General features: G+C 61.0%; 10 protein-coding genes, 1 pseudogene and 1 riboswitch. Of the genes and pseudogenes, 5 read left to right on the forward strand and 6 right to left on the reverse strand.

The genetic code is table 11. The features are described 5' to 3' along the window. Positions 1 to 175: 175 nt before the first annotated feature. From AB4O45_RS08295 to AB4O45_RS08310, 4 genes are all read right to left on the reverse strand, one after another. On the reverse strand, positions 176 to 1,540 hold the full coding sequence (locus AB4O45_RS08295) for a DUF1329 domain-containing protein (RefSeq protein WP_024014265.1): 1,365 nt from the start codon (positions 1,538 to 1,540) through the stop codon (positions 176 to 178). 27 nt (positions 1,541 to 1,567) lie between these two features. Then, positions 1,568 to 3,457, reverse strand: a complete 1,890-nt coding sequence (locus tag AB4O45_RS08300) for a DUF1302 domain-containing protein (RefSeq protein ID WP_073473478.1) — start codon at positions 3,455 to 3,457, stop codon at positions 1,568 to 1,570. Between the two features lie 337 nt (positions 3,458 to 3,794). Further along, a complete protein-coding gene (locus AB4O45_RS08305) occupies positions 3,795 to 5,477 on the reverse strand; it encodes a fatty acid--CoA ligase (protein ID WP_460138347.1) in 1,683 nt (560 codons plus the stop codon). A 268-nt stretch (positions 5,478 to 5,745) separates the two neighbouring features. After that, entirely contained in the window at positions 5,746 to 6,375 is a 630-nt protein-coding gene (locus tag AB4O45_RS08310; protein ID WP_056790244.1) for a LysE family translocator, read from the reverse strand. Between the two features lie 240 nt (positions 6,376 to 6,615). Between AB4O45_RS08310 and AB4O45_RS08315 the strand changes: the two genes are divergently transcribed. From AB4O45_RS08315 to AB4O45_RS08325, 3 genes are all read left to right on the forward strand, one after another. Further along, positions 6,616 to 7,581 carry a 2-hydroxyacid dehydrogenase gene (locus AB4O45_RS08315; protein ID WP_460161305.1) on the forward strand — a complete coding sequence of 322 codons (966 nt, stop codon included), beginning with the start codon at positions 6,616 to 6,618 and terminating at the stop codon, positions 7,579 to 7,581. Positions 7,582 to 7,612: 31 nt separating this feature from the next. Continuing rightward, positions 7,613 to 8,611, forward strand: coding sequence for a class I SAM-dependent methyltransferase (locus AB4O45_RS08320; RefSeq protein ID WP_056790248.1), 999 nt, complete (start codon positions 7,613 to 7,615; stop codon positions 8,609 to 8,611). Positions 8,612 to 8,650: 39 nt separating this feature from the next. Beyond that, positions 8,651 to 8,775: riboswitch (yybP-ykoY riboswitch) on the forward strand. A gap of 88 nt (positions 8,776 to 8,863) precedes the next feature. Further along, positions 8,864 to 9,448, forward strand: coding sequence for a TMEM165/GDT1 family protein (locus tag AB4O45_RS08325; protein WP_041479980.1), 585 nt, complete (start codon positions 8,864 to 8,866; stop codon positions 9,446 to 9,448). Between the two features lie 157 nt (positions 9,449 to 9,605). Here the strand turns inward: AB4O45_RS08325 and AB4O45_RS08330 are convergent, their stop codons facing one another. Beyond that, the gene (locus AB4O45_RS08330; protein ID WP_016773242.1) at positions 9,606 to 10,424 is read right to left on the reverse strand and encodes a M48 family metallopeptidase; all 819 of its coding nucleotides are present in this window, start codon (positions 10,422 to 10,424) and stop codon (positions 9,606 to 9,608) included. A gap of 1,430 nt (positions 10,425 to 11,854) precedes the next feature. Between AB4O45_RS08330 and AB4O45_RS08335 the strand changes: the two are divergent. Next, positions 11,855 to 11,914: pseudogene (locus AB4O45_RS08335) on the forward strand (hypothetical protein); the annotation flags it as partial. A gap of 198 nt (positions 11,915 to 12,112) precedes the next feature. Then, entirely contained in the window at positions 12,113 to 12,817 is a 705-nt protein-coding gene (locus AB4O45_RS08340; protein WP_370695149.1) for a methyl-accepting chemotaxis protein, read from the forward strand. Positions 12,818 to 13,022: 205 nt separating this feature from the next. Here the strand turns inward: AB4O45_RS08340 and AB4O45_RS08345 are convergent, their stop codons facing one another. Beyond that, the gene (locus AB4O45_RS08345) at positions 13,023 to 13,646 is read right to left on the reverse strand and encodes an SOS response-associated peptidase (protein WP_039761324.1); all 624 of its coding nucleotides are present in this window, start codon (positions 13,644 to 13,646) and stop codon (positions 13,023 to 13,025) included. Between the last annotated feature and the right edge of the window lie 28 nt (positions 13,647 to 13,674).

Below are 13,674 nucleotides of genomic sequence, written 5' to 3' on the forward strand. Positions count from 1 at the left end.
GGCCGGCTCTTGTTCGAAGGCGATTGGCGGCGTTGCAGATGTCCGCAGCCTAGCCTTAAACGAAGAGGTAATGAAGGTCGCTGCTACAAATGGCTACAAAAAGGCTACAGACACAAAAACGCCCCGAACCGGTCGGGGCGTTTTCACGAGGATGCGGCCTCGGGTTTACGCAGGTTTAGCGAACACCATCCTGACGCAGAGCGGCCGGGGTGAAGTCGCTGGTGGTAGCGGTGAAGCCGAAGTCATACGCCTGCTTCTCTTCGTTCTTCATGCCCAGTGCCAGATAGCGGCCGGACTGCAGGTCGTAGAGGGTTTCGAGGGCGTACCACGGCACTTGCTTGTCGTAGTAGTTCTCGGCATGCGCCTCGGCTACACGCCACAGTTGGCCGCGACCGTCGTAGTGGTCGATGACCGCTGCCTGCCAGGTGTCCTCGTCGATGTAGAAGTCACGTTTGGCGTAGATGTGGCGCTGGCCTTCCTTCAGGGTCGCGACCACGTGCCAGACGCGGCGCAGCTCGTAGCGTGCCAGGTCCTGGTTGATGTGACCGGCCTTGATGATGTCCGAGTACTTCAGTTTCGGATCGTCGAGCTTGTAGCTGTCGGAGGCGATGTACATCTCTTTCTTGCCTTCGAGCTTCCAGTCGTAACGATCCGGCGCGCCGTTGTACATGTCGAGGTTGTCCGAGGTACGCAGGCCGTCGGCGGCAGTACCCGGGCCGTCATACGACACTTGCGGTGCACGGCGCACACGACGCTGCCCGGCGTTGTAGACCCACGCCGAACGCGGCTCCTTGACCTGATCGAGCGTCTCGTGCACCAGCAGTACGCCACCGGCCAGACGCGCCGGCGCGGTCACTTTCTGCTTGAAGTAGAACAGGATGTTGCCCGGGTTCGCCGGATCGTAGTCCTTCATCTTGTCGCGGAACACGAACTGATCCTGGAAGTACACCAGGCTGTACGAGCCGTTCGGTTGCGGCGTGGCCTGGGTCACCAGACGGGTCACGCTGCCGCCGCGATAGCGGGTGATGTGGTTCCAGATCACTTCCACACCGGTTTTCGGGATCGGGAATGGTACGGCGGTATCGAAGTTTTCCAGACCGTTGCCGCCGGACACCAGGTTGGTGCTGGTGGCGTTCTTCTTGATCGCGGCGAACACGTCATCCGGCACGGTGGCGCCGCGATGGGACGGATAGACCGGCATCTTGAAGGTTTCCGGGTAGCGCTTGAACATCGCGTACTGGCCCGGCGCAAGCTTGTCCTTGTACTTGTCGACATCCTTGGCGGTGATGGTGAACAGCGGCTGCTCACTGGCGTAAGGGTTGGACAGGAAGCCCTTGCTGTCGACGCTGCCGGCATTTTTCGGCAGCGGTTTCCAGGCCGGGATCGAACCGTCGGCATTACCGGCCATTTCCGCGCCCATCGGCGTCAGGCTCTTGCCCAGTTTATCCGCTTCGGCAGCAGGCACCGCCGCCATGACACTGGTCGCCAGCAGCGACAGGCCCAGAACACCGGCGTGGAACAGACTCTTTGTTATTTTCATAAATTCGTTCGTCCTGAAATGCAGTGCTTAGAAGTTCACGCCGAAGCTGAGCGCCACGAAGTCGCGGTCATCCACGGTGGTGTACTTGCCGTCGAAGAAATTGGTGTAAGCCAGGCTCGCGGTGTAGGTGTTCTGGTATTCGGCGTCGACGCCCAGGCTGACCGCTTTGCGACCTTCCTCGAAGTTGCCGCCAGGGCCTGGCGAATAACCGCTCACGTCGTGGGACCAGGCCACGTTCGGCTTCAGGTTCACACCGGCAAACACGTCGTTGTATTCCCAGATCGCCCGACCACGGTAGCCCCACGACATCGACGTGGTGAAGCCGTCGTTTTCGCAATTGCGGCTGCGGTTGTTCTGCGGCGAACCGGGACCGGCGCCGTTGATCGTGCTGTTGTTGAGGATGTTGGCGCAGGTATCGACTGTGCCAGTAGCCGGCAACTCACCCGGACCGTAGACCGGATCGCGGCCATAACGCTTGTCGGAACGGCTTTCCAGGCCACCGACGTAGGTCGCGCCGACTTCACCAACGAGGGTCAGACGGCTGGCGCCCATGACCTGATCGAAGAAGTGCGTGAAGGTCGTCTGGATCTGGGTGATTTCCTTGCGCTCATAGCCATGCAGGTCCTGACCCGGCACGCCAGTGAGCAACGAAGCGTTGGTCAGCGCGCCGCCCAGTGGACGCACGCCGGCAAACAGGATGTCGGTGGAGTTCAGTTGCACCGGCGCGTTCGGACGATAGCTGATCTCACCGCTCCACGCCGTACCGGTAGGCAGAGTGGTGGAGAAGCTCAGACCGTAGAGGCGAATGTCTTCCGGGTATTCGATGAAGTAGTTCGAGTTGCCCGCGACCAGCAGGGGTGCGAGTGCGGCGAACGGCCCCGGCAGCGCGGCGGCAGTGTTGTAGACCGACTGGGGTGCGCCGGTTGCACTGAAGATCGGCGCACGGCTGTGGTAGTTCATGAAGTAGGCACCGAACTCGGTGTCGAGTGGCTCGAACATGTATTTGAGGGACGCGCCCCACTGACCGCTGTCGCGCGCGTCACGGTCCGGCCCACGGCGCACCAGCACGCCTTCTTGGTCGACGTTCACACCGTTGGCGGCCAACGGCCCCAAAGCGATCGCCGGAATCTGCGAACGCTTGTTCAGTACGCGCAGATTGCTGTCGCAACCGTCAGCAACGATGTCCGGCTGGGAGAAGAAGGTGCCGCAGTTGTCGACGACGGTCTGGTCCCATTCCAGTTGGTAGAACGCTTCGGCCGAGAGGTTATCGGTGAGGCTCTGCGACACATAGAACATGTTGACCGGAATCAGGCCTTCCTTGATCTCGGCGCCCGGACGACGGAACGCGGAGACGTCGATCGGGTTGATCGAGTTGATGCCACCGCCGATGAAGGTACTTTCACCCCAGCTCACTACCTGCTTGCCCAGACGCACGGAGCCCGGCTGATCGGCAATCGCGTAGTTGTGGTAGACGAAGGCGTCGAGGATCTGCCCGCCGGAGGACTTGGCGCCCTCTTTGCGGTTGCTGTCGCTGATGTCCTTGAACTGACGGCTCTCGTCCTTCAGTTCGAAGTCGTACCAGTATTTGCCACGGACGAACACGCCGGTGTCGCCGTATTTCAATTCAAGGTCATGGATGCCCTTGAAGATCTTCGAAAAGGTTTCGCCGCTCTTGAAGTTGGCGTGCCCGTCATCGGAAGTCTGCGACAGGCCACGGCCGCCGTTGTTGACGCCGATAAGGTTCTTGTTCGGGCTCTGAGTAGACCAACTGGCACCGATCGACAGGGACGAGTCGAACTGGCCTTCGATTTCACCGACGTTGAAACTGACGCCGAATGCAGGCCCGGCGAGCGAGGAGGCAAGACTGACCGCCAGAGGCAGTTTCGCCCGGCGCCAGAACTGGTTTACTGAGGTCATCGACGCTACTCCATGTGCATTATTGTTATGGCAGTGAGTACTTTTAAAAACGCTGTGGAGGACCGGGCGCCAGGGTTGCCCGAAATCACTCCAGAGTTGCTCGCCCCGATCAGTGCGTGTGCTCCGTTTCTAAAAAGTCCTTGAGGGGACTATATCCAGCGGGTGGTAGTGCTTGATCCCTCTAAAGTGTGATTTGCAGCCGCCAACCACTCTGGAACAGTCCTTTCGCCAGTCCGACACACGTCGGCAGGGCAAGGATGGCTGATTTTTTCGATTTCACAAGCCAAGCGCTTGCTTGGTGGGTCTGGCGCGCCGGTTTCGGCGCGCCAGCAGACACTCAAAGTGTCGAAAGAAAGGTACTGTTGTTGGCTTGCCACTCGGTGATGTCGAGGCGAATGCGCTTCTTGTCGAGCTTGCCGACGCTGGTCTTGGGAATTTCGGTAACAAGGGCGATCTGACTGGGGATCGCCCATTTGCTCAAGTGTCCCAGCTCGACGAACGGCTTGAGGTGTTCCTTCAGTTCCCGTGCACCGATCACCTGCCCTTCGCGGACCACCAGCAAGGCAAACGGGCGCTCGCCCCACTGCGGATCGGCGATGCCCACCACTGCTACTTCGCGTACCGCCGCATGGCGGCTGATGAGGTCTTCGAGGTCAAGGGAGGAGATCCACTCGCCGCCGGTCTTGATCACGTCCTTGATGCGATCACGAATATCGATCACGCCCATGCTGTCGAGCGTAGCGACGTCGCCGGTGTGCAGCCAGCCGCCGGCCCAGAGCTCGGCGCCCTTCTGCGGTTCATTGAAATAGCCTTCGGTCAGCCACGGCGCGCGCAGCACCAGTTCGCCCTGGGTTTCACCGTCGGCCGGAAGGAAGTTGCCGTCGCCGTCGACAATCGCCGCTTCGACCAACGGCCCCGGTACACCGGCCTTGATCCGGTAAGTGGTGCGCTCGTCTTCGCTGCCGGCCATCAGTTCGTCGTTGAGGTGCGCGCAAGACACCAGCGGCCCGGTTTCCGACATGCCGTACGCGGCTGTCAGCTGAATGCCACGGGCCTTGGCGTTTTCATAGAGGCTGCGATTGAGTGCGCTGCCGCCGATGACGATCTTCCAGCCGCCGAAGTCGGCACTCTGCGCGGCTTTGGCGTTGAGCAGCATCTGCAGGATGGTCGGCACGCAATGGGAAAAGGTGACCTTCTCCTTGCGCCACAGCTCCACCAGATACTCCGGGTCGTAGCGCCCCGGATAAACCTGCTTGAGCCCGAGCATGGTCGCCACGTACGGCAAACCCCAGGCGTGGACGTGGAACATCGGCGTGATCGGCATGTACACATCGTTGGTGCCGAGCAGCCGTACGCTGTCGATCGAACCCATGATCGTCGCCACGCCGATGGTGTGCAGCACCAATTGCCGATGGGTGAAATACACGCCTTTCGGATTGCCCGTGGTGCCGGTGGTGTAGAACGTGGTGGCGACCGAGTTTTCGTCGAAGTCCTGGAAATCGTACTGCGCACTCGCAGCGGCCAGCAGTTGCTCGTATTCGCCGACGAGGTTCGGCAGCTCTGCGGTTTTCTCCGGGAGATCAGTCAGCAGCAGGGTTTTCCCCACCGTGGTCAGCTGCGGCGCTATGGCCTGATACAGCCCGACGAACTCGCTGTTGACCAGCACGAAGCGGTCCTCGGCGTGGTTCATGGTGTAGAGGATCTGTTCTGGCGACAGACGCACATTGATGGTGTGAATCACCGCGCCGATCATCGGAATGGCGAACATGCATTCCAGATAACGGTGGCTGTCCCAGTCCATCACCGCCACGGTGTCACCAGCCTTGACCCCGGCAGCCGTCAGCACATTGGCCAGCCGCGCAACCCGCTCGATCAGGGTCGGATAGCTATAGCGCAACTGGTCGCGGTAGATGATTTCGCGGGTTTTCTCGTAACGGGCGCCGGACATCAGCAGCCGTTTGATCAGCAATGGATACTGGTAGGCCCCATCGGCCGGCGGAATGACCCGAGTCTGCAACATAAGAATCCCTTTTCTGACTGCACGGTGTTGGCGGAGAGATTCGTACTCTAGTGCGCCTGCATGACAGTCAAATCAGCCAAAGGAATGATTTGCAGAGCCGTACAAATGCTAGCTTTGCGCCAGCACCCCAGGTATCGGGAAATTGGATATGGCCCCTGTAGGAGCTGCCGAAGGCTGCGATCTTTTGATTTGCTTATGAAAAGACAAGATCAAAAGATCGCAGCCTCGTTGCACTCGTCAGCTCCTACAAGAGAACAATGCGGCCCGGTCAGTGCATCTCGGTGAACGCGATTTTCACGCCGAGAGCGATCAGCACCGCGCCCATGGTGCGGTCGAACCAATGGCCCATGCGCGCGAAGCCGGCGCGCACGCGGTGTTGGCTGAACAGCATCGCCACCAGACAGAACCAGATCGCCGTCGCCACCGCCAGGTAAACGCCGTAACCGGCCTGCACGGCCAGCGGCGTGTGCGGATTGATCACCACGGTGAACAGCGAGAGGAAAAACAGCGTGGCTTTCGGGTTCAGACCGTTGGTGACGAAGCCCGAGGTAAACGCGCCCCGCGCGGTGCGTACGCCGGTTTCCCGGTGCAAGTCATCGGTGACGGTTTTCGCCGGTTGCGCGCGCAAGGCCTTGAAGCCGATGTAAAGCAGATACGCGGCGGCGGCCCACTTCAGCGCGTTGAACAGCACGATCGATTGCGACACGATCAGACCGATGCCGAGCAACGAATAGCCGACATGCAGGAAAATCGCCGAGCCCACGCCCAGCGCGGTCCAGGTGCCGGCGCGGCGCCCGTGGGTCACGCTCTCGCGCACGACGACTGCAAAGTCCGGTCCGGGGCTGGCCACGGCGAGCAGATGGATCAGGGCAACGGTCAAGAACTCGGTCCAGTACATGGGGGCTCCTCAGGATTCGAATGTTCACACTGGGCTCATTGCCGAATGCTTTCCCTGTGGGAGCGAGCCTGCTCGCGAAAGCGCTGGGTAAGCCAACAGAGATGTTGACTGGGCCAGAGCTTTCGCGAGCAGGCTCGCTCCCACAAGAGTTCAAGGCATCTCGGTGTCGAGTAACCAATTGTTTCATCTGGTAGGCTCGGCAGGGTACGCCCTCCGCTCACAGCACAAAAGGTACAGTTGATGACGAACACGCGCCGCGCGGTATTCCTTGATCACCCTTCGCTGGATCTCGGCGATCTGGACCTCGGTCCGTTGCGCGAATGCTTCAGCGACTTGCAGCTGTTCGCCCAGACGTTGCCGGAACAGGTCAGCGAACGCCTGCACGGCGCCAGTGTGGCGATCACCAACAAAGTCGTGATCGACGCTGCTGCCATAGCCGCCAACCCGCAACTGAAACTGATCCTGATCAGCGCCACCGGCACCAACAACGTCGACCTCACTGCCGCCCGCACCCACGGCATCACCGTGTGCAATTGCCAGGCTTACGGCACGCCGTCGGTGGCGCAACACACGATCATGCTGCTGCTCAACCTCGCCACGCGCCTGGCCGATTACCAGAAAGCTGTGGGTGCAGGCCGCTGGCAACAGGCGAAACAGTTCTGCCTGCTCGACTACCCGATCGTCGAACTGCAAGGCAAAACCCTCGGCCTGCTCGGGCACGGCGAACTTGGTGGCGCCGTGGCGCGGTTGGCCGAAGCGTTCGGCATGCGTGTGTTGCTCGGGCAGATTCCGGGGCGCCCTGCTCGACCGGATCGCTTGCCGCTGGAAGAACTGCTGCCGCAGATCGACGCCCTGACCCTGCACTGCCCGCTCAACGAGCACACCCGGCATTTCATCGGTGCCCGCGAACTGGCCGCGATGAAGCCTGGCGCATTTGTGGTCAATACCGCCCGGGGCGGCCTGATCGATGAGCAGGCGCTGGCCGACGCTTTGCGCAGCGGTGACCTCGGCGGTGCAGCCACCGACGTGTTGAGTGTCGAGCCACCGACCCAGGGCAATCCGCTGCTCGCCGCCGATATCCCGCGCCTGATCGTCACCCCGCACAACGCCTGGGGCAGCCGCGAGGCACGCCAGCGTATCGTCGGGCAACTGAGCGAAAACGCCCAGGCGTTCTTCAGCGGTGAGGCGCTGCGGGTCGTCAGTTGATAAACTGCGGCACTTTTTTCAAGGAGCAGTTATGGATCCGCGCAGTGAAGTACTGCTTCGTCAGGCCGAGTTATTCCAGGGTTCGCTGCTGTTGGCCGGCCTGCCCGCCGATGATTTGCTCGGACGCCTGCCCAATGCATTCGGCTGGTGCTGGCACGCTGGCGATCAAGCCGCACTGGACGCGCGTTTCGAGGGCCGCAGCCAGTTCGGCGTGAACGTGCCCGAGCGTGAGTTCGACAGCGCTGTGGTGTTTCTGCCCAAATCCAAGGACCTGACCGATTACATCCTCAACGCCGTGGCGTCGCGTCTGGCCGGGCGTGAGGTGTTTCTGGTCGGGGAAAAACGCAGCGGCATCGAAGGCGCATCCAAACAGCTCAATCCGTTCGGCAAGCCACGCAAACTCGACAGCGCCCGGCACTGCCAACTCTGGCAAGTCACCGTGGCCAATGCGCCTGAAGCGAAATCCCTGGAAAGTCTTGCGCAGACCTACGAACTGCCCTTGGCCGAAGGGCCGTTGAAAGTCATCAGTTTGCCGGGCGTGTTCAGCCACGGTCGACTGGATCGCGGCAGCGCCCTGCTGCTGGAGCATCTGGACAAACTGCCGAGCGGCCATCTGCTCGACTTCGGTTGCGGCGCCGGCGTGCTCGGGGCTGCGGTGAAACGTCGCTATCCGCACAATCAGGTCACCTTGCTGGATGTCGACGCGTTCGCCGCCGCCAGCAGCCGTCTGACCCTGGCCGCCAACGGTCTGGAGGCGGAAGTGCTGACCGGCGACGGCATCGATGCCGCGCCGATGGGTTTGAGCGCGATTCTGAGCAATCCGCCGTTCCATGTCGGCGTGCACACCGATTATTTCGCTACGGAGAACCTGCTGCGAAAAGCAGCGAAACATCTGAAAAACGGTGGCGAACTGCGCCTTGTGGCGAACAGCTTCCTCAAGTATCAGCCGTTGATCGAGGAGCACCTGGGCGTGTGTGCGATCAAGGCTGAAGGCAACGGTTTCCGGATTTACCGGGCCAAGCGCGGTTGAAAATTTGTTCTTGCCCAATCGGATTTGCCTAGGCAGAATCCGCTCCGTCCTAGGGGAGTAGTCTCCCACGAGCGCCAAGCTCGTCCGGCATACGTCAACATACTTGATCCTCAGATCATGGCGTATGCGACCCAAGCGTCCGCACCAGACGGATCGCAGGGTTTGACAAGACCTATGACACGCACACCTTACCCGGGGCGGGAAGGCTGTACGTGTCATAGCCGTGTCGACCCGCCCCTTAGGAAATCCCTGATGCTGGACTCGCTACTCGTTCCCACCGCTATCGTTGCCTTGGCCGAAATCGGCGACAAGACGCAACTGCTCGCGCTGATTCTCGCCGCTCGCTTTCGCAAACCCTGGCCGATCATTGCCGGGATTGTCGCCGCGACTTTGGCCAACCACGCAGCAGCCGGTGCGGTAGGTGCCTGGGTCGGCAGTTTCTTCTCCGACGCCGTTCTGCACTGGATCCTCGCCGCCAGCTTCGCCGCCACGGCACTGTGGACACTGGTCCCGGACAAAATGGATGACGACGAGGCCAGCACGGCGCGCAAGTTCGGGCCGTTCCTGACCACACTGATCGCATTCTTCCTGGCGGAAATCGGCGACAAGACCCAGATCGCCACGGTGATGCTCGCCGCGCAATATCCGGAACTTTGGCTGGTGATCATCGGCACCACCGTGGGCATGCTGATTGCCAACGTGCCGGTGGTACTGGCGGGTAACTTTGCCGCAGAGAAACTGCCGCTGACCCTGATCCGCCGCCTCGCGGCTTCGGCGTTCATGATTCTGGCGATTGTTGCGGTTTATAAAGCGATGCAGAGCAGTGGCTGGGTTTAACCCCGTCTACTGAACTACCCAAAACCTGTGGTGAGGGGATTTGAAGGATCGTTCCCACGCTCTGCGTGGGAATGCCTCAAGGGACGCTCCGCGTTCCAATGGGACGCAGAGCGTCCCGGGCTGCATTCCCACGCAGAGCGTGGGAACGATCATTGGCTCAGGACTTCGGGGCTTTTTCGTACAACGGCATCACCTTCGGAATCGCTGCCTGCAACGCAGCAATGCGGCTGCTGGATGCCGGGTGAGTGCTCATGAATTCCGGTGGCGCGCCTTCGGAAGCCTTGCTCATCTTGTCCCACAGGGTGATCGCCGCGTTCGGGTTGTAGCCGGCGCGGGCGGCCAGTTCCAGGCCGATCAGGTCAGCCTCGTTTTCGTTGGCGCGGCTGTTGGGCAAGGTCATGCCGTAGTTGGCCACGGTGTCGGCCAGCGCAAGGCTGTCCTGACCCAGACCAAACAAGGCACCGGCGCCTTGCTTGGCCATCTCCATCCCGTATGCCTTGGACATCGCTTCACGACCGTGCTCGCGCAGGGCGTGGGCGATTTCATGGCCCATGACCGCAGCGATCTCATCGTCGGTGAGTTTCAGGCTGTCGATCAGCCCGGTGTAGAAAATGATCTTGCCGCCGGGACCGCAGTTGGCGTTGAGCTCATCGCTCTTGATCAGATTGACTTCCCATTGCCACTGCGCCGCGTCCGGGCGGAAGGTCGGCGCCTGGGCGATCAAGCGGTTGGCGATGGTCTGCACGCGTTTGGCTTCCGGGCTGGTCTTGTCCAGCACACCTTTGCTCGACGCCTCGCCGACAGTCTTCTGATACGACTGCGCGTACATCTGATCGACCTCTTGCGAGGACAGCATGCTGAACATGTACTGCTTGCGCTCCACGCCCACGGCGCCGCCGCTGGTGGTGTTGACCGACTGACAACCGGCCAGCAACAGCGCTGCGCTCAAAGCACTTACCACTAATGTCTTGTTCATTCAAAAGCTCCCTGAAAACCTGAGGCGTATCCTAGGCGGCTAATTGTATTGGCGCCAGATACAACGGACGCATTGCGCGTACATCCACCTAAGGCCGCAAGACTGGCTGGAAATTCCTCAACGCGCATTGAATCCGCCGTGCACCGATCCATCAGCGACATCGCGCGGCGATTCCGACCAGCGTCTCTCATGGCCGCGCCCACCCCGCCGATAAATCCCTCGCAGATTGTCCTCTTGCGTGCGGAGCTCCCATGAAGTTCAAGTCGATCCAGTTTTCCGTCGCCGCTCTGGCCGGCGCCATCGTTCTCAGCGTGGTCGCGGCGCTGGTGCTGTACGCGCTGTTTTCCGGCGCCCGCACTCAAGAAATGGTGCAACAGCGCACCCAGGCGCAGTTCGAGCAAGTCATCGAACAGCGCCTGACTTCGCTGGCGCAGACCCAGGTCAGCCAGATCCAGCGCGAACTCGAAGCGCCGCTGCTGATTGCCGGCGGCCTGGTGCGCGTCAACGCCCTGCTCGGTACAACCGGCGCCGACGGCCAGCCGCGCCTGAGCGTCAGCCGCGAGCAACTGATCAGCCTGATCAAGGAAAACGTCGAAAAGAACCCGAAGATTCTCGGCACCTACATCGGCTGGGAAAAAAACGCACTGGACCACAATGACGCGGCCTACATCGGCAGCGCCGTGGTCGGTATCGATCCAGCCAATGGACGTTTCCTGCCGTGGTGGTTCCGCAATACCGACGGCAGTCTGGGCGTGGACAAACTGGCCGATGTCGACGATCAGAAAACCTTGTCCACCGGGGTGCGCGCCAGCGAGTACTACCTGTGCTCGAAAGAGACGAAGAAACCCTGCGTGATCGACCCGGCACCGTACAAGGTCGGCGACAAGATCGTCATGCTCGCCTCGTTCATTGAACCGATCATGGTCAACGGCGCGTTCCAGGGCATCGTCGGCGCCGACCTCTCGGTGAACTTCATTCAGGACATGCTCCTCGCCGCCAACCATAAGCTTTACAGCGGCGCCGGTGAAATGGCCCTGGTCGGCGGCAATGGGCGGATCGTTGCCTATACCAAGGATTCGAGCAAATTCGGCGAAAAAGTCAGCGACATTCTCGACGCCGAACAGGCCAGCAATCTCGCCAACCTCAAGCGCGACGAGGTCACCTATTCGGTGAATCAGGCCAAGGGCCGCATCGAACTGTACCTGCCGTTCGGCATCGGCCAGACCGACGCACGCTGGACACTGATGCTGCAATTGCCGCTCAACGCGGTCATGGCCGATCTGCAAAACCTCCAGGCTGATCTTGATGCCCAGCGCAAATCCGACACCTTCGGCATGGCCATGGTCGGCCTGATCATCGCCGGCATCGGCCTGCTGGTGATCTGGCTGGTGGGCCACGGCATTGCGCGGCCACTCAAACAAATGGTCGCCATGCTCGATGACATCGCTCAGGGCGAAGGCGATCTGACCCGGCGCTTGAGCAGCGACCGCAGCGATGAACTGGGCTCGATTGCCAAAGGCTTCAACACCTTCCTCGGCAAGTTGCAGGCGATGATCACCCAGGTGGTGACCTCGGTGCAGAGCGTCAGCGATTCCTCGGAACACACCGCCGACATCGCCATCCGCACCAACATCGGCGTGCAGAAACAAATGGCCGAAATCGATCAAGTGGCGACAGCGGTGCAGGAAATGACCGCTACCGCCCAGGACGTGGCGCGCAACGCCACCCAGGCAGCACAAGCGGCAAGCCACGCCGATCAGGCCGCCAGCCAGGGCATGCAGATCGTCCGCGACACCTCGAATTCGATTGGCGTACTGGCGGTGGAAATCGGCAAGGCTGTCGAGGTGGTGCAGACGCTGGCCAAGGACAGCGAAAACATCAACGCCATCCTCACTGCCATTCGCGGCATCGCTGAACAGACCAATCTGCTGGCACTGAACGCGGCGATCGAAGCCGCGCGCGCCGGCGAGCAGGGTCGCGGTTTTGCCGTGGTCGCGGATGAAGTGCGCAATCTGGCGCAGAAAACCCAGAAGGCCACCGAAGAAATCCAGAGCATGATCCAGCAGTTGCAACAGGGCACCCGCGATGTGGTGCGCGTCATGGAAGACAGCCAGAACCGCACCGACGAAAGCGTGCAACACGCGGCGAAAGCGGCCGAAGCGCTGGAAACGATCACCCAGGCCGTGTCGGTGATCAACGACATGAACACGCAGATCGCCAGTGCGGCAGAAGAGCAAAGCGCAGTGGCCGACGACATCAACCGCAATGTGATCAACATAGGTCAGGTGGCGAATGAAGTGGCCGGCGGTGCGGATGAATCGAGTTCGGCGAGCGCCGGGTTGACCAAACTGGCGGAACAGCAGCGGCGGTTGATCAATCAATTCAAGGTCTGAAAGATCAAGAGCCCCTCACCCTAGCCCTCTCCCGGAGGGAGAGGGGACCGACCGCGATGTCTTGAGCTATACATCGACCTGAAAAAAACAGTCGATTATGGATTCACAACAGATCGTTCAGGTCGGTGTACCTCTGAAGTATCCCCATTCGGCTCCCTCTCCCTCCGGGAGAGGGCTGGGGTGAGGGGCTTTTGATCCACGCAAATCAAGCCGGGGTCAAACACTCCGGCCCATTCAACTTCGGATCATTCACCAGATTCGCCAACACCCGCTCACGCAGCGCCGCCGGTTCACTGGCGAGCAAACCCTGCAACACATGAAGCGGCGTTTCGGGATCAAGCCAGGCAGCCTGCCCCGCTTCATCGAGAATCAACGGTCGCCGCTGACTCGCCGCCGATTGAGTGATTACCGCCGTGCTCAGCCAGACCTGTTCCTGCACCGGATACGCTTCCCAGATCGCGGCGAAAAACAACGACGAGCCCTCCCCCGGCGTCAACCAGTACGGCCGCTTGCGCTGAGTGCCGCGCCATTCGTAGAAACCGTTGGCCGGCAGCAGGCAACGCCGCAGACGCAGCGCCTCACGAAACATCGGCTGCTCGGCCACGGTTTCGGCGCGAGCATGGGCCGGGGTCTTCGACAGATCGGTCAGCCACGGCGGTGTCAGGCCCCAGCGCGCACGGGCCAACGTGCGCTGGCCGTCTTCGTCGGCACGCAGCATCAACACCGAATCATTGGGGGAAATGTTCCACTGCGCCTGTTGATCGGCGGGAAAACCTGGCAGGGCCGCAAAGTCGCGGTTCCAGCGAAACAGGGCATAACGTCCACACATGGGGCAACATAACTCTGAATAAAACCAG

Source organism: Pseudomonas sp. S2_B10 (assembly GCF_054668425.1).